This is a genomic window from Amycolatopsis acidicola (genome assembly GCF_007713735.2).
Lineage (GTDB): Bacteria > Actinomycetota > Actinomycetes > Mycobacteriales > Pseudonocardiaceae > Amycolatopsis_E > Amycolatopsis_E acidicola.
The window spans coordinates 54,381-72,390 of record NZ_VMNW02000016.1 but is presented as its reverse complement, the minus strand read 5'-3'; the positions used below and the strand labels follow the sequence as shown (position 1 = coordinate 72,390).

Below are 18,010 nucleotides of genomic sequence, written 5' to 3'. Positions count from 1 at the left end.
CCGCGCGGGCCGGGCCGGGCTTCCATCGTGTGGCCTGCGTGGTTTCGGTCAGCGCCGCGGGTAGACGTAGACGCCGTCGGAACTGTCGTCCACCACCGCGACCTTGTCGTCGATGGTGGTGGGGACGAGGGTGTCTTCCGGCAGTGGCGTGGCGTCACCCGAAGGCAGTGCGACGCTCACCGGGGTGTCGCTGTCGGTGGTGCCGTAGACGGTGCCATCCGGATCCACGGAGACGAGGTCGATCTGCTTGCGGGTATCGGTTTCCGCGAAGCAGTAACCCTTTTTCGCCCGCAGGTCGAACACTGTCAGCCCGGCGAGCAGGTACCGGCCGTCCGCGGAGACGGCCGGCGGCTTCGTCTTGCCGGTGCTGGAATCGTCCAGACCCGTGAGCGCGCACGGGACCGACGCGATGACCTGGCCGGTCGCCGCGTCATGCACGGACCAGATGTCGCCCGGGTCGCCTTCGGAGGGCCAGTCCGCGACGACCGTGCGGCCATCGGGCGAACCGTAGGTGTGCACGACCGAGCCGCCGATGTCGGCCGACGCGCCGTGCGGGATCGCGTCGTCGCTGAACCAGCCGCCGGGAACCCAGAACGCTTCGTAGCCCTCGACGAGCGGGCCTTTCGCCGTCATACCGGGGATCTCGAGGTTCAGGTTGCAGTCGCCGATGTCGTGGGTGCACGGTTTCGGGGCGTTGAGCGCCGGGTCGGTGTGCTGATAGGTGGTGTTCTTGCCGGTGGCCGCGTCGACGACGGCGGTCGCGCGGTCGATCTCGACCAGCACGCTGCCGCCGTCCTGCACGGTGAACGTGCCAGCCTCGGCCGGGATGGTGACCTCGCGGGCAGTGGTCGCGCCCGTCGAGAGGTCGAAGATCTCCAGCCGGGTCACCTCTTCGGCCTTGTTGACCTCGTCGCCGCCGACCTCGCCGGTGGCCGCGAAAATGGCGTAGTCCTTGCCGTTCTCGCTCGTGGTGTACAGCCGCGGCCCCGCCGAGGTGCCGGTGTCCCGCGATTTCGGCAGCGAGACGGGATCGCTCGTCCACCGGGTGGCGCCGGTCCGCTCGTCCTTGCCGAGCACGCGCGCGGTCTGCTCGTCCGAGGAGACGGACGCGAACAGGACGAGCCCAGCGTGCGAGGCGAGCGCTGGATCGGTCAATGGCGTCCCCTCGGCGTCCTTCGCCATCCAGCCCTTGGTGTTGTCGAAAGCCTGCGGGACCGCCTTGCCCGCCGCGGCCGGATCGACGCTGGCCGGCGTGGGCGCGGCGACCGGGGTTCCGGAGGAACCGCAGGCGACGAGACTCAAAGCGCTGACCACGCCCACGAAGCCGGCACTCGCGCGTGCCCGGAAGGTGCTGTGGTCCGGCGGTTTCGTCAGGCTGCTCATGCGGAATGGGACGCCCAAGATCCACACCCGGTTCCCGCCGGATCGTTTCGCGCGGATCGCCGACCGGTTCAGGCCTCCACGATGCTGCGCCCGTACGGCGAAGCATGTACACCGTCGACTGTCCTTTCCGGACACTCAACACGAACCCCGCCCGGCGCAGCAGGCCCACTTGCTGGCTGGCCGTGGCAGGCGACATGCCCAGCGCGTCAGCGAGACCGGTGGTGGTGCAGGCGTTGTTCGTCGCACCAGGATCATCGTCCGAGTGCGCCCGAGCACGTGACCGGCCTCGCCCATCCGCCGGTGCACGCTGTCGTGCCCCGCGGCGGCCGTGCGCTGGATCAACGGCCACCGCGGCTCGATGACGGCGTGGTAGTAGCTCTCGATCGCGTGCACGAGCACGTTCATCGCCTCGCGGTCGCCCTCGCCGAGCGCCCTGGTGTACGGGGTGGCCGGCCAGCCGAACTCGCCGGGATCCAGATCGTGCGACAGTCTGGCCCGTGGCGTGAGCAGGTCCTCGGTGGTGAAACGCATGCGAAGCGTTCCGGTCGTGGTGCTCATCGCCCGGGTCGCCATGCGTCGGCCCAGGCCGTGGGCACGCTGACAGGCCTGTTGGTTCCAATCCGGATTGGTAACGGCCTTTTCCCGCCACCGACATCGCTTCGTCACGGTCCGCGTCTGGGATAGATTCGAGGAAACGTGCCGCGGAGGAGGTGACCCGGTGCAGGAAAACAGTCCCTTCGACGGCGTGCGGCGCTGGCTGCAGCCGGACGCGGGGCGCGGGCGCGGCAGTGACCAGGAGTTCTTCGCCGCCCGACCGGATCTGGTGCTGGCCGCGCAACGAGCCGCCCGCGGGCTGCGCGGCGAGTTCGTGCGCTACCTCGACGTCACCGGCAACCGGGTGCGCAGGGTGACGATCGACGTGCCGGACGCCGACCATGGGGTGGCACGCCTCGACATCACCGACACCGAAGCCCCCTTTGGTCTCACCGTGCGTGAGTTGCAAGTCGCCACCTGTGTCGCCGGGGGACTCGGCAACCAGGAGATCGCCGACGCGCTCGGCTGCACCCGGCGCACCGTCGCCACCCACCTGGAGCACGTTTTCGCCAAGACGGGCGCCGCTTCGCGCGCGTTGGTGGCCACGCTGATCGCGACGCACGACGCGTACGTGGCGCCGCTGCCGAGCCCCGGCCTGGTCCTGCCCGGCCCATTGCTCACGGTCCTGCGCGAGCAGCCGCCTGCGCCTTCTGTCTCCCGTGCCCCGAAGAGGCAGCCCGCCGTGCTGGGCACCGTGTACCCGGCGGGCGGCGCGGATGTCGTCGCGATGCGTCGCGGCACGAAGCTCGCGGTGCAGGAATTGAACGCGCGCGGCGGGATCGGCGGGCGCCGCGTCGAACACGTGACTGTCGCCGCGACACCGGAAACCTTGCTGGAGAAGGTCAACGGGCTCACCGAGCGGGGCGTGGATGCCGTGCTGCTGGGCAACTTCCCGCTGCCCTACGCGCGCCCGGCGATCGCTTCCGTCGCCGCCGCGGGAATCCCGGTGCTGCACAGCATGACCGGCCAGGCGCTTTCCGAGGACGTGCACGCCGATCCCGGCGGGCTCGGCTCGGTGTTCCAGGTCTGCTCCACCGAGTCCGCCTACGTGCCGGGCCTGCTCCGCACGGTGCGTTTCCTCGCCGGCACCGGAGCTTTCCGGCCGGGGCGCAAGCGTTTGGCCGTGCTGCAACGGGAAAGCACCTTCGACGACGGGCTCTTCGAACGAGTCCAGCGGCATGCCGACGAGGCGGGCTGGAACCTCGTGTTCCTCGAACCGGTGCCCGACCACACGGCGAACTTCGGCGAAATGGTGCGCCGCCTGGAGCGCGCCGAGCCGGACGCGGTGTCGCTGTCGATCTTCCCCGAGCCGACGCTGCGGTCTTTCCTCACCGCCGCCGCGCCGCTGCGTGAACACGCGCTGATGCACGCGGCGTGGTCGCCGGTCGCGCCCGGCTTCACCGAACGGCTGGGCGGGCTCAGCGAAGGACTGTTGTGGTCCACCGTGATCGGCAATGTGGAAAGCCCGGTGTGCACCGGGTTCGAGCAGCGCTTCCGGTCGACGTTCGGCGCGGAGCCGGGCCTCGCCGCCGCGGCGGTGCACTACGACATCGTCAACGTGCTCGCGCAGGCGTGGAGCCGGGTGAGCAGGCCGTGGGATTTCGCGGCGGTGCGCGAGCAGCTGCGCTCGGCGGTGTCGTTCGGCGTGACCGGCGCGCACCAGTTCGTCGGGCTCGGCCAGCGCGGGCTCAGCTATCCGGACGACACGGTCGACCCCACGCGCGGCCATCCCCATCTCGTGTACCGGATTTCCGGTGGCACCAACCGGAGGCTGGCGCCACCGGTGTTCAGCTGAGCCAGGTCGGGGCGTCGGCCGAGCCGATGCCGTCCCCGCCGTCGACGGGGATCGTGCGGCCGTTCACCCACGACGCATCCTCGCCGAGCAGCCAGGCGATCACGGCGGCGATGTCGGCGGGGCGGCCGACCCTGCCGCGCACGCTGGCTCGGGTCAGCGCGTCTATATAGGACTGTGGCACAGGGTTGATTTCCGACGCCACATCCACGAAACCCGGGGCGACGGCGCAGCACCGGATCCCGTCGCGCCCGTGCTCGAGCGCGAAACCCCGCACGAGTGCGTCGAGCGCGGCCTTGGAAGCGGCGTAGACGGCGGTGCCGGGACGGGCCCGTCGCGCCGCGCCGCTGCTCACGAAAACCATTGCGCCAGAACGCTTTTCGGCTCGACATGAGCGCACGAACTGCGCGCCCGCGCTGAGCGCGGAACGGGTGTTGACGGCCATGACGCGGTCGAAGAACTCCTCGTCGCTTTCGGCCACCGGGGCGGCCGGGAAGATACCCGCCGCGTGCACGAGCGCGTCGAATCCGCCGTTCTCGGCCCACAGTCGTTCGATGTGTGCCGCGACGCCGTGCCGCGCCAGATCCAGTCCGGGCAGATCGGCACCGGTGACAGCGTGCCCGTCCTGGGCCAGCCGAGCCGTCAAGGCGCTGCCGATCCCGCCGTTCGCGCCGAGAACCAGGACGGATTTCATCGCCCCACCAACGCGGGGCGCGCTCGCCGGGCGACGTCGACGCAGCGTTCGAACGTCACGCCGAGGTCCCGGCAGCCGGTGACGAACTGCTCCAGCGCGACCATCCGCGAGCCCCGCCCGACGACCTGCGGGTGCAGCGTGACGGTGGTGACGCCGTCGCCGGTGCTGTCCGCCATGTACCGGACGTCGCGCAGGAAGCGGCTGAACATGGCTTCGGCGTCCTGCAAGCCCGGCATCACGAAGGTGCTGGACCGGAAGTACTCCAGGTGCGGATAGTCATCCAGCGTCCACGAAACCGGCAGCTCCACGACCTCGGACTTGGGCCCGAACCGGTACGGCCCATCCGCGTCGCACACATCGCCGGAGCGGGCGAGGTACGGCTCGAAATCGGTGCCCATCAAGGAAGAGTCGTACTCCACGCCGAGCTCGGTCAGGATCTCGATGGTGTGCTCGGTGAAGTCCCAGCTCGGCGTGCGATGCCCGGCCGGAAGTGCGCCGGTGAGCTTCTCGATCAGCGTGGCCGAACGCTTGTTCACCGCCAGCTCGGTAGCTCTGTCCAGAGTGGACACAGGCTCGTGGGCGTAGCCGTGTAAGGCGATCTCGTGCCCCGCGTCGGCGATGGCCGTGCACTGGTCCGGGTAGGTCTCCAGGGTGTGGCCGGGGATGAAGAACGTGGCCGGGACTTCTTGCCTGCGCAGGAGTTCCAGGATCCGCGGGATCGCGTGCGCCCCGAATTCGCCGCGGGAGACCGGGCCGGGCGTGGTCTGGCCGCGCGCGATCCAGAGCGAGATGGCGTCGAAGTCGAAGGTCAGGCAGACACTGCTCACGCGGGAACCTCGAATTCCGTTGTCCCCACTGGGTTGTCGAAGAGGGTGTCCAGTTCCCAGCGGGTGTAGGCGTGCCGGCTGGGCGGGCCGGGGGCGATCCACAGCACGCGGTCGTCGAGGTCCATCACGAGGGAATAGACCGTGGCGTTGCGTTCGGCCGCGGGCTCTTCCGGGTTGGGGTGGCGGCAGATTCCGTCCGGATAGGACCATTCGTCGCGCAGGGTCGCGACGATGTCAGCCACGCGTACTTTGCGCTCCTCGAGTGCCGGTTCGAGCAGGTGCCGGGCGCGGACCGGGCGCAGCAGCGTGAGCGCGCTGTTCGCGGCTTTCTTGTCCTGTAAGGGAAGCCGAGCCTGGAAGTGGTTCGAATGGGTGATCAGGCCCTGCTCCGGGAACAGCGTGCCGAACACGCCGGGCGCCAGTTCGAAGTCGATCGACTCGCCGCCCGCGTCCGCGATCAGCACGTTGCCCGAGGAGATCCGCTCGACGGGCAGGAGCTTCTTGTGCGCGCCCGCCATGGTCTTCGCCTGCAACACGCCGCGCAGCAGGTAGTGGTACGGCACGCCCTTGCCGCCGTGGTCGAGGTCGGAGATCAGCAGGTTGGCGCATACGCCGAGGCCCGCGGAGTTGAGCCCGCTCTTGGCCAGCATTCCCGCCTCTGCCAGGGAAAGCACGCTGAAGCCGGTCTCGTCCCTGGTGGCCAGCAGGAAGGTCACGTCCGCCTGCTCCGGGTGCCAGTCCCAGTTCTGCGCGATGAGGGTGTGCCCGTTGGCGGTGTAGCGGGGCAGCACCGAGATCGAGGTGCACCCTTCGTCGCGATATCCCGTGCCGTACAGCATTTCCGTACGGGCGTTCAGTGCGGCGAGCCGGTGCGCGGGGTGACCCGAACCGTCCGCCATGCCTTCCAGCATTGCGGCGATTTCGGGGGAGTAGGAGGCGGCGACGTCGAGGTAGACCCGGCCCCAGCGGTCGATGTCGGCGTCGCTGAGCCCGGCGTCGTTCTTGAAGCGGCCGACGTAGGTGTCGAGGCTGCGGGCGATGAGGTCCGCGGTCTGTTCGCCGAGCTGTTCGCCCATCTGCCGGTAGCCGCCCTGGACGACGATCAGGCGCGGGTTCGGTTCACTCATTTCAGTTCACTCCGGTAGGTCTCGGGCATGAGGCACACGGTGACGAAGGTGATCACGGCTGCCGCGGTGGGCAAGGCGGCCACGACGAGCGCGTTGCCGGTGGCGTCGATCAGCGCGGTCGCGATGAACCCGGCGGTGCCGCCGAAGGCCATCACCGAGAAGTTGTAGCCGATGCCCAGCGCGGAGTAGCGGACGTTGGTGGGGAACAGTTCGGCCAGCGCGGCGGGTCCCGGCCCGGAGAAGGCGGCGAGCACGAGCGCGATGAGGATCTGCCCGAGGTACGCGCCGGCCACGCTTCCGGTGCTGAACAGCCACATCACCGGAAAGCTGAGTACCACGAACCCGCCGGAACCGATGAGCAGCAAGGGTTTCCGGCCGATCCGGTCGGACAGCACGCCGAAGAAGAAGATCGCCGCGGTGAGCACGATCAGTCCCACGATGTTCGACGCCTCGACCACGCCGGAGCTGAGCCCGACCTCCTTGCGCAGATGCGTCGGCAGGTAGGTGAGGAAGAAGAAGTAGGCCACCGTCCAGCTGACCGTGAAGAAGAAACCCCTTGCCATCGAGGCTTTCTGGGTGTGGAAGGCGAGCTTCAACGGGCTGCCGCTGGTGGCGCCGGCGTCCTGCTGCTGCTGGAACGCCGGGGTGTCTTCGAGGCCGAGCCGCAGCAGGAGCGCGACCAGCGCGGTGACGGCGCCGATCAGGAACGGCACGCGCCAGCCGAAGCTCTGCATGCCGTCCTCGGTCCAGAACAGGGAGTTCAGCGCGACGACCGCGGCGGCGACGAGGAATCCGGCCGCGGTGCTCACCTGGTTGAGGCTGCCGTAGCGGCCGCGGGTGCGCGAGGTGGCGAACTCGACGAGCATCGCCGCGGAGCCCGCCCATTCCCCGGCGACGGCGAAGCCCTGGAACAACCGCAGCAGCACCAGGAGAATCGGGGCCGCGACGCCGATCGTGTGGTAACCCGGCAACAGTCCGATGAGGACGGTCGCGCTGCCCATCAGCAGCACGCTCATCAACAACGCGGGCCGGCGGCCCACCTTGTCGCCGATGTGCCCGAACACGACCGTGCCGACGGGACGGGCGAGGAACCCGACCGCGAACACCGCGAACGTGGACAGCAGCGAGGAAAGCGAGCCGCCGCCGGAGAAGAACGCGGCGCTGAGGTAGACCGTCGAGTAGGCGTAGACGAGGTTGTCGTACTGCTCCAGCAGGTTGCCGATGCTGCCCGAGATGAGCGCGCGCAGCTTGCCCCCGGAACGGGTGCCGGTGTCCGCCGGTCCGGTTTTTTGTGCGGTCATGGGGGTTTGCTCCTCGGGTGGGGTCAGGAGGCGGCCAGGTAGCCGCCGTCGACGGGAAGCAGGACGCCGGTCACGAACGAGGCCCGTGGCCCGGCGAGGAAATCGAGCGCGTCGGCGAGTTCGGCCGTACCGCCGGGCCGGTCCATCGGCGCGCCGGAGACGCGGGCCCGCAGCGCGGCGGGTGGCAGGTCTTCGAGCAGCGGGGTATGGAAGACGCCAGGGAGCAGGGCGTTGACCCGGATCCCGCGGGGCGCCAGCTCGACGGCGGCGACCTTGGTGAGCTGGTGCACGGCGGCCTTGCTCATCTGGTACGCGACCGACGACGGCACCGTGCCTTCGCCGGACGGCGGGGTCGTCACGCCGTAGATCGAGCCGATGTTCACCACCGCGCCGCGCGTCTCGGCGAGGTCGTCGGCGAAGGTCTTGATGCCCCGCCAGGCCCCGAAGGCGTTGACCGCGAGGATCCGGCTGAAGTCCTCGTCGGCCGTGTCGAGCAGGCCGCTGCGCGCGCTGATCCCGGCGTTGTTCACCAGCAGGTCGAGGGCGCCGAACCGCTCGCGCACCAGGCGCCGGAGCCGCTCCCACGACGCCGGGTCGGTCACGTCGAGGTGCAGCTCGGTGTCGGTCTCGGCGGCGTACCGGGCGTCGGCGCGCACGACCGTCGCGCCCAGCTCGGCCAACCGCCCGGCGAAAGCCGCCCCGAGCCCCCCGGCCGCGCCGGTGACCACCGCCAGCTGTGCCACGTCCTACCTCCTGGTCGAAACAATGCCGACGACAGTAGGTACGCACCCAGGAGCGAACATCGGTCGTTCGACCGATGCGGACAAGCCTCAGCGGGCCAACCGCGGAAACAGGTGCTCCGCGTTGCCTCGGTTGATCGCGGTGTGCAGGCCGTCGTCCAGGCCGGCGTCGTCGAGCATGGCTGTGATCTGGGCGCTGGCCGGGGCGAACGGGAAGTCGCTGCCGAAGGTGATGTGCGTGTGGTCGGCGAAGGCGAGCAGGGAAGGCATGGTGGCCGGGGTGGATGAGAGGGCGGTGTCGAAGTAGAAGCGGCGCAGGTCGGTGAACACGCTCTCCGCGGTGATGCCCTCGTTGAACATCGCGGCGCCGGTGAAGCGGTAGGCCGCATACGGCAGGAAACCGCCCGCGTGCGACAGCAGCACCTTCATCGCGGTGTGGCGGCTCAGCACCCCGTTGGCGACCATGTGCACGGCCGTCCGCGTGGTGTCGAACGGGAAGTCGAGCAGCGGCGCGGGAAGGCCGTCGAGCATCTGCATCGGCGGGGCGTCCGGGTGGACGAACACGACGGCGCCGCGCCGATTCAGCTCCTCCCACAACGGTTCGTACGAACGCTCGCCGAGGTACGTCCCCTCGACGTTCGACATCAGCACCACGCCGTCCGCGTTCAGCTCATCGAAGGCGTAGGCCACTTCGGCGAGCGCGCCGTCGACGTCGGGCAGCGGCAGGCTGGCGAACAGGCCGAACCGATCGGGCCGGTCCTTGACCAGCTCGGCGCCGAACTCGTTGACCCGCCGCGCGATGTCGCGGCTCTGGTCGCCGAAGCGGACGCCGGGGGAGCTCAGCGACAGCACGCCGGTCGCGATCCGCAGCTCGTCCATCAGGTTCAGCGCGGACTGCGTGCTCCAGTCGGGCATGGGCCAGCCGCCTGCGTTCTTCCCGTGGCGGTCGAGGAGGTCGCGGTAGAAGCCAGGGAGGTAGTGCTGGTGGGTGTCGATGCGGTCGCTCATGCCCCGAGTGTGCAGGCGGATTCACCCAGGTGCCTCCGCAACCGCGCACGTCAGCGGTTTGCCCAGGTCAAAGTGGGTGGCGTAACTGTGGCGGAGCGCCGTTTCGGATACGGTCGCACGTGATGGAGACACCACGAGCGCAGCGGGCCCGGCAGGCGGCCGACGTGCTGCGCCGGCAGATCACCCAGGGCGCGTTCGCCGACGGCGTGCTGCCCGGCGAGCGCGCCCTGGGCGAGCGCCTCGGCGCATCGCGCAACGCGGTGCGGGAAGCGCTTTCACTGCTGCGCTCCGAAGGCTTGATCACGCGCCGCCAGGGCGTCGGAACCACTGTGGTGAAGCCGAAGTACGGGCACGGGCTCGACGAACTCGCCGGGCTCGCCGAAACGCTCGATGGGCACGGCACCGTCACCAACGAGGTCCGCGCCGCGTCGGTCACCAGGCCGCCCGCGGCGATCGCGGAACAGCTGCGGCTGCCGCCCGACGCGGAAGTCGTCCACATCGAACGGCTGCGGCGGCTCGCCGGGATCCCGCTCTCGCTCGACACCACGTACCTCGCCGCCGACATCGGCCGCCCGCTGCTGCAGCACGACCTGGCGGGCCGCGACCTGTTCGCGCTCATCGAGGAGACCACCGGCGAGCGCCTGGGCAGCGCCGAGGTCGACGTGCACGCGATCTCCGCCGGGCCGGACACCGCGGCACTGCTGGGCATTCCCGCCGGTGCGGCGATCTTCGCGATCGACCGGGTGACCAGCCTCGCCGACGGCCGCCCCGTCGACGCGGAGTCCCTGCACATCCGCGCCGACCGGCTGACCCTGCACGCGACGCTGCACCGCAGGCCGGTCCGATGACGCTGTTCTGGCTCGCCGTCATCGGGTTCCTCGGCGGCATCGGGATCACCGCCATCGGCCCGGGCGGCGTGCTGCCGACGATCGGATTGTTCGCGCTGACCGGCCTGTCACCGGCGCAGGTGGCGGGGACGGCGATCGTCACCCATGTCGCGACCGGCGCACTCGGCACGGCCGCCTACGCCCGCTCCGGGCACCTGCGCGCGCCGGAAACCCGCCGCACCGCGCTCGCGCTGGCCGGGGCGGCGGTCGCCGGGACCCCGGTGGGCGTGCTCGTCAACACGCTGGTGTCGAAGCGGCTTTTCGGTTTGGTACTGGGGATTTTCGTGGCCGGAGCTGCCGTGCTCGTGTGGTATCGCGAGCGGCGGCCACCGGCGTCCGGCCGGCCACACCCTGGCGTGCTCACGGTTTTCTGCCTGGGTTTCGCGGTTTCCGTCGTGGCGGGGATCGTCGGCATCGGCGGGCCGATGCTTTCCGTGCCACTGCTGGTCGCGCTCGGCATCCCCGTGCTGGAGTCGCTCGCTTCCGCGCAGGCACAGTCGATCGTGATCGCGTCGGTCGGCAGTGTCGCCTACGTGGCGGCGGGCAGCGTCGACTGGCCGCTCGCGGCGCTGGTCGGCATCCCGGAACTCGCGGGCGTGCTCGTCGGCTGGAAGATCGCCCGCGCGCTGCCCACCCGCAAGCTCAAGTTCGTGCTCATCGGGACTCTGCTCGCGGTCGCCCCGTATGTCGCCCTGCATGGTTGAGGAGTGCATTCCACCGTGGCGCAGGACGAGGATGGTGTCGCCGAGCGGGATGATCGACACCACGAGCAGGAACCAGGCGGCGGGATGCGGGCCCGCGAAAGCCAGCAGCGCCAGGCCGTAGCTGCCGTCGCGCACGCATCGGGAGCTCCGCGAACCGAGACGCAGGCTTCCGGCGACGACGGTGACCGAGCGCAGCGAAGCGCGCCAGGCTTCATCCGCGGTCCCGGGAGTCTGAGCGCCGTCACGCCGCCCCGGAGACGAGCAACGGCAACGTCTTGTACCCGCGCACCGTGGAGGTCTGGGCCAGTTCCGCGTGCTCCCAATCGACGTCCCAGCTCGGGAACGCCTTCAGGATCTCCTCCGCCGCGATCCGGCCTTCCAGCCGCGCGAGCGCGGCACCCAGACAGTAGTGCGCGCCGACGCCGAAGCTGAGTTGTTGCGCCACACGGTGGATGTCGAACTGGTCCGGGTTGTCGTGCCGGCGCGGGTCGCGGTTGGCCGCGGCCTGGATGAAAACCATTGCGCTGCCCTCGGGCACCGTCTGCCCGTACAGTTCCACATCCCGCGCCACATATCGCGCGATGAAAGGACCCGTCGGTTCGAAGCGCAGGATTTCCTCGATGGCGTTGGGAATCAGCGAAGGGTCGGCCACGAGTTCCTGCCGCTGCCCGGGATACCGCGCCATCAGCGCGCCGAACCAGCCGATCAGCCGCCCCGTGGTCTCGTTGCCAGCGCCGGCGACCACGGTGCAGTAGGTGAGCACCTCGTCGTCGGTGAGGGTGCGTGTGACGCCCTTCTCGTCCTCGAACTCGGCGGTCATCAGCTCGGTCATCAGATCGTCCGAGGGATTCTTCTTGCGCCAGGCGATGTATTCCTTGAACGCGTCGAAGGCGAGGATGCCGTGTTCCATCTGCCCGCCGTCTTCTGTCGCCAGCGCGGCATCGGTCTGATCGCGGATCGCGGCCTGGTCGGCCTCCGGAATCCCCAGCAGCATCCCGATCACGCGCATCGGCATCTCGGCGCCCACCGCGGCGACGAGGTCGAACCGCTCGGCGTCGCGCACCGGCTCCAGCGCGTTCCGGCAGAACGCCCGCGCCTGCGGTTCGAGCATCGCGATCCGGCGCGGCGTGAACACCCTGGAGAGCAGGCGGCGGTGCAGATCGTGCACCGGCGGGTCCTCGAAGATCAGCGTGCCCGCCGGGATCTCGAACCCGGTCTTGATCAGTTCGAGGATGTCGCCCCTCGACGAGGAGTAGGTCTGCCAGTCGGCGAGCCCGCGCTGGCAGTCGGTGAACCGGCTCAGCGCGTAGAAGTCGTGCTTTTCATTGTAGTACAACGGCATTTCTTCGCGCAGCCGGCTGAAGACCGGATACGGGTCCTGCGCCAGCGCGCCGTCGTAGGGATCCCAGTACAGCTCTGCGACAGTGCTCACGACGACCTCTCCTAGCGGTTACTTGAGCAGGGCCCCGGCGTCGACCGGTAGCGTCACGCCGGTCACGAACCGGCCTTCGTCGGAAACCAGGAAGAGCACGGCGTTGCTGATGTCCCGCGCCTCCACCCACGGCGTCGGCAGCACGTGCATCGCCTGCGAGACCGCGGCGAAATCGTCGACGGTCGGGTTCTCCAGATCCGGGCGGAACATCCTGTAGGTGCCCTCGTGCATCACCATCGGGGTGTTGACCTGCGTCGGGTGCAGGGAATTGACGCGGATGTTCCGCGGCCCCAGCTCGACCGCGAGCGTGCGCATCAGCCCGACGACCCCGTGTTTCGCGGCGACGTAGTGGCCGATGTGCGGATGCCCCTTGAGTCCGCCGACGGAACTGGTCAGCACGATCGAACCGCCGCGCCCGCCCGCGAGGATGTGCGGGATCGCGACCCTGGCCGACAACCACACCCCGGTCAGGTTGATGTCGATGGTGTCGCGCCAGATCTCCTCGGTCATCTTCTCCGCGGGCGCGCCCTCGCTGCCGATCCCGGCGTTCGCGACGACGATGTCCAGGCGCCCCAACTGTTTCACGCCTTCGTCCAGCACGGCTTTCATGGCGGCCTGGTCACGCACGTCGGCCGGGACGGCGTGGATGCGGCGGCCCAGCGCGCGCACCTGCGCCGCCGTTTCCTCCAGATCCTCCGGGGTGGACATCGGGAAGAGCACGCCGTCGAGCTGTTTGCACACGTCGACGGCGATGATGTCGGCGCCCTCTTCGGCCAGCCGCACAGCGTGGCTGCGCCCCTGCCCCCTTGCCGCGCCGGTGATGAAAGCGACTTTGCCTTCGACTCGTCCTGGCATCGCAACCTCGTTCGGTGTGCGGGGAAACCGGATGGTTAAACAAGTGTTTAACACCCGCCTGGCGAGCCCGTCAAGCACAATGCGGGTATGACAGCCGATCGCCGCAGGGGGAGTGAGAGCTCCCCGACGCGCCAGTTGCTGCTCGACGAGACGGAGCGGCTGATGCTCGAAGAGGGCTACGCCGCCGTCGGCGTCCGGCGGCTGGCACGGGAGGCCGGGGTCGCGCCCGCGCTGGTCCTGTACTACTTCAAAACGCTCGATGACCTGTTCCTCGCCGTACTCAAACGGCGCGCCGACGGGGAGTTCGAGCGGCAGCAACGCCTTCTCGACTCGAAGCCGCCGCTGCAGGCGCTGTGGGAGCTGAGCCGGGACCCGGGACTCGCGCTGATCACCGAGTTCATGGCGCTCGCGAACCACCGCGAAGCCGTGCGCGTCGCCTTCGCCGCCGACGCGGAGCGCTACCGCAAAGCCCAGGTTGAAGCGATCATGCGGAAGGCCGAGTCCGGGCTGCCCGACGTCTCACCCGCCGCGCTCGTCGTGGCGACCACCGGTATCGCGCGGATCCTCGGCATGGAGAGCGCGCTCGGGATCACCGGCGGGCACGAGGAAACCGTCGCCCTCATCGAGGATCTGCTCAAGCGGTTCTACGGTTCCTCGTCGCTCGCGGTCGACCACGACTGATTTCTGTACTTGCCGGTCCAATTCTCCGGGCCTACGTTCGGGAGCGTCCACCGAACGAAAGAGGTTCCGATGCACGCGATCTTCGTGCGCGAACACGGCGGCCCGGAAGTGCTGTCGTGGACCGGTTTTCCGGACCCCGAACCGGGTCCCGGCGAAGTGGGGGTGCGGCTCGGCGCGGCCGGGGTGAACTACATGGACACCGGCGTCCGGCGCGCCCCGGTCCGCACCTGGTCGCTGCCCGCGGTGCTGGGCGTCGAGGGCATGGGCACGGTGACGGCGCTCGGCGCGGGCGTCGGCGAGTTCGCTGTCGGCGACCGGGTCGCCTGGTACTACCACAAAGGCAGCTACGCGGAGCAGCTCGCCATTCCCGCGGATTCGCTGGTGCGCGTGCCCGACGAGATCGGCGACGAAACCGCCGCCGCCGTCCTGATGCAAGGCCTGACAGCCCACCATTTCACCACCGAGACCTACGCGATCCAGCCTCGTGACACGGCCGTCGTGCACGCCGCGGCCGGCGGCGTCGGGCTGACGCTGACACAGCTGATCAAGGCGCGGGGCGGCACGGTGATCGGCCTGGTTTCCCGTGAGGACAAGGTTTCCGTCGCGAAGGAGGCCGGTGCCGACCACGTGCTCGTGTCCAGCGGCGGCGGTTTCGAGGAGCAGGTGCGGGAGCTCACCGGCGGCGAAGGCGCGCACGTGGTCTACGACGGTTCCGGGCCGAGCACGTTCCGCTCGTCGCAGCTCGCGCTTCGCCGCCACGGCGTGCACGCGTACTACGGCGTGCTGATCGGCGAAAACCCGAGGATCGACCCGGCGGGCATGCCGAACAGCATCCTGCTTTCGTATCCGGCCGTCGCCGACCACGTCCCGACCCGTGAGGCGCTCCTCCGGCGCGCGGGCGAGGTCTTCGACTTCGTCCGAAAAGGACAGTTGACACCGCGGATCGGTGGCCGCTACGCGCTCGCCGACGCCGCGCGGGCGCACCGGGACCTGGAATCCCGGCGCACCACGGGAAAGCTGCTCCTGCTGCCCTGAGTCAGTGCGCCGTAAGGCCGCCGTCGACGACGAACTCCGCGCCGGTGACGAACGAGGACTCGTCACCGGCCAGGAAAAGCATCACCGGCGCCACCTCGTCGGCGCGGCCCGCGCGGCGCATCGGCGTGCGCACGATGTCCGGCTGCTGATCGCCCTGTTCTTCGAGCAGGTCCTCGATCATCGGGGTACGGATCACGCCGGGGTGCACCGAATTCACCCGCACCCCGCGCGTCGCGTACTCCACGGCGGCGGTCTTGGTCAGCAGTCGCACGGCCCCTTTGGACGCCTGGTACGCGGCGGCCGAACCGCTGCCGACGAGGCCGAGGACCGACGAAGTGTTCACAATGGACGCGGTGCCGGACTCCCGCAGCAGCGGCAGCGCGGCCTTCATCCCGAGCCACGTGCCGGTCTGGTTCACCGCGATCACCCGATCCCAGGCGGGCCGGGTGGTTTCCTCGATTCCCGGCCAGTCCACGATCCCGGCGACGTTCACCAGAACGTCGAGCCGCCCGTGATGCCGCCGGACCAGGTCGATGACGTCCGCCCATTCGTCGGCGGAGGAGACGTCGAGCCGGGCCGGCAACGCGTCCAGCCGCGTGGCGAGCGCCGATAACGCGTCGCCGTCGATATCGGCGATGACGAGCCGCGCGCCTTCGCGGGCGAACAGTTCCGCGGTGGCCTGCCCGATGCCGCCGGTCGCCCCGGTGATCAGCGCGACCTTGCCGGTGAGTCGTCCGGTCATGGTTTCCCTTCGCTCGGTTTCCGGCTCGAGCTTCCGGGACTACGGGCGGCTTTGGGAGGGCGTGTTCCTCCTAGGATGAGCGTCCTCGGCGCATAATGGACTCCGAAGTACAGTCCCGGGAGGTTCCGTGCTCACCAAGAAGGGCGCCGCCACGCGGCATCGCATCGTGACGGCCGCCGCGGCCGAGATCCGCGAACGTGGCGTGAACGCGACCACCCTCGACGACATCTGCCGCCGCAGCGGTACCGGCAAGAGCCAGCTGTTCCACTATTTCCCCGACGGCAAGGAGCAGCTGCTGATCGCGGTCGCCCAGTGGGAGGCCGACCAGGTGATCGAGGACCAGCAGCCCTACCTCGGCAGGCTCACCTCGTGGGAGGCGTGGGGTCAGTGGCGCGACACGGTGATCGAGCGCTACCGGCGCCAGGGCACGAACTGCGCGCTCGGCGTGCTGATCACCGAAGTCGGCAGGCACACCCCGGCCGGGCAGGCGATCACCCGGCAGCTGCTGGAAAAGTGGCAGCACGAGGTGCGGCTCGGCATCGAGGAGATGCAGCGCGGCGGCCTCATGTCCCGTGGTGTCGATGCGCGGCGGGCGTCCGGTGCGCTGATCGCCGCGATCCAGGGTGGCGTCACGATCCTGATGTCCACGGGATCCGCGGAACACCTGGAGTCGGCGCTGGATCTGTGCCTCGACCACCTGCGCGCCGGAGCGCCCGCCGCCGCGTGATCAGGCGGCCCAGTTCCGGACTGCCGGGTGGTATCCGGCCGGTTTGTCCCCGACCTTGGCGCCGGTGTTGACGATCCACGACTGGTACTCCGGCGTGAACATCGTGTACGGCTTGCCGGGTGGCACGGACGAGGCGTTGTCCAGTTCGGCGCGGAGCTCGGCGGGCAGCTCGAAGTCGAGCGCCGCCAGCGACGAGTCGAGCTGCGCGGCGCTGCTGGCGCCGACGATGGCCGAGGCGACGCCGGGCTGCGTGGCCACCCAGTTGAGCGCCACCTGCGCCATCGACACCCCGAGCTTGCCGGCCACCGTTTCGACCGTTTTCAGCAGCTCCCACTGCTGATCGGTCCACTCGTAGCCGACACCACCGGCGCCCGTGAGCCGCCCTTCACCGGCGATTCCCTTGTCCGAGTTGCGGTACTTGCCGGTGAGGAAGCCGCCGGCGAGCGGGCTCCACGCGGTGATGCCCAGCCCGAGCGCCTGCCCGGCGGGCACGTGTTCCGTCTCGATCGTGCGCTCGGCGAGCGAGTAGGGCAGCTGCAGGTTGACCATCGGCACGAGCGAGTCGGCCTCCGCCAGCGTCTGGGCGCGCGCGGCGTACCAGGCCGGCACGTCGGACAGGCCCGCGTAGCGGATCTTGCCCGCTCTCGTGAGGTCGTCGAAGGTCCGCAGCACCTCCTCGACCGGGGTGATCCTGTCCCAGGTGTGCAGCAGGTACACGTCGAGGTAGTCGGTTTTGAGGCGGCGCAAGGAGTTCTCGACCGCGCGGATCATGTGCTTGCGGCCGTTGCCGCCCGCGTTCGGGTCGCCGGCCTCGACGCTGTTGGTGAACTTGCTGGTGAGCACGAGGCGGTCCCGCGCCCCGGCCTCGGCGATCAGCTCGCCGAGGATCCTCTCGCTCTCGCCCGCGGTGTAGAAGTCAGCGGTGTCCACGAAGTTGCCGCCCGCTTCCAGGTATCGCCGGAAGATCGGGCGGGCGTCGTCGGCGTTCTTGCCGTACGCGGCGTGGAACCCGTCCACGCCGAAGTTCATCGTGCCGAGCGAAAGCCTGCTGACGCGCAAGCCGGACCGGCCGAGCAGGAAGTACTGGTCGAGTGCCATGTCTTCAGCATGGAGAGCGAAAATTGGACCCGCAAGTACAGAATTCGGGTTGGTTTCATTGCGGTAAGGGGGCCTGTTTCCGCTGCACGCCGGTGATCAGCTGTTCCGCCGTGTCGAGCGCGGCGGACTGCGCTGCATTTGGGGGAGTCGCCGGTGTCCTGGCCCAACACCGCCCCGAGGACGAGCCCGGTTTGCCCGGGCGCCAACGGTTTCGCCGCCCACATCAGCGCGCCGCCCGCCGCCGAGCTGGATTCCGTCTTCACTCCGACCACGTCGTCCTTGCCCAGCAACGTGTTCGTGTTGGCGTAGCGACCCGGTACGCCTCGCACCACGACGCTCGGGCTTCGCGACGAAAGCCCGCTCGCTGCCGGCGTCCCATCGGG

Annotated in this window: 19 protein-coding genes; 7 read left to right on the top strand and 12 right to left on the bottom strand. The window is 69.6% G+C overall.

Annotated elements, in window-relative coordinates; translation table 11 throughout:
* Nucleotides 1-48 precede the first annotated feature (48 nt).
* Together FPZ12_RS13940 and FPZ12_RS13935 are read right to left on the bottom strand one after the other, a co-directional pair.
* Entirely contained in the window at nucleotides 49-1,383 is a 1,335-nt protein-coding gene (locus FPZ12_RS13940) for a hypothetical protein (protein WP_144746037.1), read from the bottom strand.
* Nucleotides 1,384-1,518: 135 nt separating this feature from the next.
* A complete protein-coding gene (locus FPZ12_RS13935; protein ID WP_144746038.1) occupies nucleotides 1,519-1,941 on the bottom strand; it encodes a hypothetical protein in 423 nt (140 codons plus the stop codon).
* A gap of 160 nt (nucleotides 1,942-2,101) precedes the next feature.
* Here FPZ12_RS13935 and FPZ12_RS13930 point away from each other — a divergent pair, with 160 nt between their 5' ends.
* Nucleotides 2,102-3,772, top strand: a complete 1,671-nt coding sequence (locus FPZ12_RS13930; protein ID WP_166462732.1) for an ABC transporter substrate-binding protein — start codon at nucleotides 2,102-2,104, stop codon at nucleotides 3,770-3,772.
* Here FPZ12_RS13930 and FPZ12_RS13925 read toward each other — a convergent pair.
* From FPZ12_RS13925 to FPZ12_RS13900, 6 genes are all read right to left on the bottom strand, one after another.
* Entirely contained in the window at nucleotides 3,765-4,463 is a 699-nt protein-coding gene (locus tag FPZ12_RS13925) for an SDR family NAD(P)-dependent oxidoreductase (protein WP_144746040.1), read from the bottom strand. The two genes, FPZ12_RS13930 and FPZ12_RS13925, sit on opposite strands and share 8 nt — an antisense overlap.
* Complete coding sequence (locus FPZ12_RS13920) at nucleotides 4,460-5,290, bottom strand: polysaccharide deacetylase family protein (protein ID WP_144746041.1); 831 nt, start codon at nucleotides 5,288-5,290, stop codon at nucleotides 4,460-4,462. Before FPZ12_RS13920 ends, FPZ12_RS13925 begins: the two co-directional genes overlap by 4 nt.
* Nucleotides 5,287-6,417, bottom strand: a complete 1,131-nt coding sequence (locus FPZ12_RS13915) for a C45 family autoproteolytic acyltransferase/hydrolase (protein ID WP_144746042.1) — start codon at nucleotides 6,415-6,417, stop codon at nucleotides 5,287-5,289. Before FPZ12_RS13915 ends, FPZ12_RS13920 begins: the two co-directional genes overlap by 4 nt.
* Complete coding sequence (locus FPZ12_RS13910; protein ID WP_208025847.1) at nucleotides 6,414-7,718, bottom strand: MFS transporter; 1,305 nt, start codon at nucleotides 7,716-7,718, stop codon at nucleotides 6,414-6,416. The genes FPZ12_RS13915 and FPZ12_RS13910 overlap by 4 nt, the downstream gene beginning before the upstream one ends.
* A 23-nt stretch (nucleotides 7,719-7,741) precedes the next feature.
* Nucleotides 7,742-8,461: an SDR family NAD(P)-dependent oxidoreductase gene (locus FPZ12_RS13905; RefSeq protein ID WP_144746043.1), complete on the bottom strand. Its 720-nt coding sequence runs from the start codon at nucleotides 8,459-8,461 to the stop codon at nucleotides 7,742-7,744.
* A gap of 87 nt (nucleotides 8,462-8,548) precedes the next feature.
* A complete protein-coding gene (locus FPZ12_RS13900) occupies nucleotides 8,549-9,466 on the bottom strand; it encodes an amidohydrolase family protein (RefSeq protein WP_144746044.1) in 918 nt (305 codons plus the stop codon).
* Nucleotides 9,467-9,588: 122 nt separating this feature from the next.
* Here FPZ12_RS13900 and FPZ12_RS13895 point away from each other — a divergent pair, with 122 nt between their 5' ends.
* Both FPZ12_RS13895 and FPZ12_RS13890 read left to right on the top strand, forming a co-directional pair.
* Nucleotides 9,589-10,314, top strand: a complete 726-nt coding sequence (locus FPZ12_RS13895) for a GntR family transcriptional regulator (RefSeq protein WP_144746045.1) — start codon at nucleotides 9,589-9,591, stop codon at nucleotides 10,312-10,314.
* Complete coding sequence (locus FPZ12_RS13890; RefSeq protein ID WP_144746046.1) at nucleotides 10,311-11,057, top strand: sulfite exporter TauE/SafE family protein; 747 nt, start codon at nucleotides 10,311-10,313, stop codon at nucleotides 11,055-11,057. The genes FPZ12_RS13895 and FPZ12_RS13890 overlap by 4 nt, the downstream gene beginning before the upstream one ends.
* Before the next feature lie 241 nt (nucleotides 11,058-11,298).
* Here the strand turns inward: FPZ12_RS13890 and FPZ12_RS13885 are convergent, their stop codons facing one another.
* Nucleotides 11,299-12,489, bottom strand: a complete 1,191-nt coding sequence (locus tag FPZ12_RS13885) for a cytochrome P450 (protein ID WP_144746047.1) — start codon at nucleotides 12,487-12,489, stop codon at nucleotides 11,299-11,301.
* An 18-nt stretch (nucleotides 12,490-12,507) separates the two neighbouring features.
* Nucleotides 12,508-13,344, bottom strand: a complete 837-nt coding sequence (locus tag FPZ12_RS13880; RefSeq protein ID WP_144746048.1) for a mycofactocin-coupled SDR family oxidoreductase — start codon at nucleotides 13,342-13,344, stop codon at nucleotides 12,508-12,510.
* Between the two features lie 87 nt (nucleotides 13,345-13,431).
* Between FPZ12_RS13880 and FPZ12_RS13875 the strand changes: the two genes are divergently transcribed.
* Nucleotides 13,432-14,025: a TetR/AcrR family transcriptional regulator gene (locus tag FPZ12_RS13875; protein ID WP_144746049.1), complete on the top strand. Its 594-nt coding sequence runs from the start codon at nucleotides 13,432-13,434 to the stop codon at nucleotides 14,023-14,025.
* 69 nt (nucleotides 14,026-14,094) lie between these two features.
* Entirely contained in the window at nucleotides 14,095-15,060 is a 966-nt protein-coding gene (locus tag FPZ12_RS13870) for a quinone oxidoreductase family protein (RefSeq protein WP_144746050.1), read from the top strand.
* Nucleotide 15,061: 1 nt separating this feature from the next.
* On the opposite strand, the gene FPZ12_RS13865 is transcribed toward FPZ12_RS13870, so the two are convergent.
* Nucleotides 15,062-15,802 (bottom strand): SDR family NAD(P)-dependent oxidoreductase, encoded by a 741-nt coding sequence (locus tag FPZ12_RS13865; RefSeq protein WP_144746051.1) that lies wholly within the window; start codon nucleotides 15,800-15,802, stop codon nucleotides 15,062-15,064.
* Nucleotides 15,803-15,929: 127 nt separating this feature from the next.
* Between FPZ12_RS13865 and FPZ12_RS13860 the strand changes: the two genes are divergently transcribed.
* On the top strand, nucleotides 15,930-16,529 hold the full coding sequence (locus FPZ12_RS13860) for a TetR/AcrR family transcriptional regulator (protein WP_144746052.1): 600 nt from the start codon (nucleotides 15,930-15,932) through the stop codon (nucleotides 16,527-16,529).
* On the opposite strand, the gene FPZ12_RS13855 is transcribed toward FPZ12_RS13860, so the two are convergent.
* Complete coding sequence (locus FPZ12_RS13855; protein WP_144746053.1) at nucleotides 16,530-17,627, bottom strand: aldo/keto reductase; 1,098 nt, start codon at nucleotides 17,625-17,627, stop codon at nucleotides 16,530-16,532.
* Between the two features lie 153 nt (nucleotides 17,628-17,780).
* On the opposite strand from FPZ12_RS13855, the gene FPZ12_RS45560 reads away from it, so the two are divergent.
* A complete protein-coding gene (locus FPZ12_RS45560; RefSeq protein ID WP_166462731.1) occupies nucleotides 17,781-17,936 on the top strand; it encodes a hypothetical protein in 156 nt (51 codons plus the stop codon).
* Nucleotides 17,937-18,010 lie beyond the last annotated feature (74 nt).

Excerpts from the sequence above, each read along its gene's own strand:
- FPZ12_RS13880 (WP_144746048.1), bottom strand. The coding sequence starts at position 13,344 with ATGCCAGGACGAGTCGAAGGCAAAGTCGCTTTCATCACCGGCGCGGCA.
- FPZ12_RS13940 (WP_144746037.1), bottom strand. The coding sequence starts at position 1,383 with ATGAGCAGCCTGACGAAACCGCCGGACCACAGCACCTTCCGGGCACGC.
- FPZ12_RS13935 (WP_144746038.1), bottom strand. The coding sequence starts at position 1,941 with ATGAGCACCACGACCGGAACGCTTCGCATGCGTTTCACCACCGAGGAC.
- FPZ12_RS13875 (WP_144746049.1), top strand. The coding sequence starts at position 13,432 with ATGACAGCCGATCGCCGCAGGGGGAGTGAGAGCTCCCCGACGCGCCAG.
- FPZ12_RS13855 (WP_144746053.1), bottom strand. The coding sequence starts at position 17,627 with ATGGCACTCGACCAGTACTTCCTGCTCGGCCGGTCCGGCTTGCGCGTC.
- FPZ12_RS13925 (WP_144746040.1), bottom strand. The coding sequence starts at position 4,463 with ATGAAATCCGTCCTGGTTCTCGGCGCGAACGGCGGGATCGGCAGCGCC.
- FPZ12_RS13890 (WP_144746046.1), top strand. The coding sequence starts at position 10,311 with ATGACGCTGTTCTGGCTCGCCGTCATCGGGTTCCTCGGCGGCATCGGG.
- FPZ12_RS13915 (WP_144746042.1), bottom strand. The coding sequence starts at position 6,417 with ATGAGTGAACCGAACCCGCGCCTGATCGTCGTCCAGGGCGGCTACCGG.
- FPZ12_RS13870 (WP_144746050.1), top strand. The coding sequence starts at position 14,095 with ATGCACGCGATCTTCGTGCGCGAACACGGCGGCCCGGAAGTGCTGTCG.
- FPZ12_RS13895 (WP_144746045.1), top strand. The coding sequence starts at position 9,589 with ATGGAGACACCACGAGCGCAGCGGGCCCGGCAGGCGGCCGACGTGCTG.
- FPZ12_RS13865 (WP_144746051.1), bottom strand. The coding sequence starts at position 15,802 with ATGACCGGACGACTCACCGGCAAGGTCGCGCTGATCACCGGGGCGACC.
- FPZ12_RS13900 (WP_144746044.1), bottom strand. The coding sequence starts at position 9,466 with ATGAGCGACCGCATCGACACCCACCAGCACTACCTCCCTGGCTTCTAC.
- FPZ12_RS13910 (WP_208025847.1), bottom strand. The coding sequence starts at position 7,718 with ATGACCGCACAAAAAACCGGACCGGCGGACACCGGCACCCGTTCCGGG.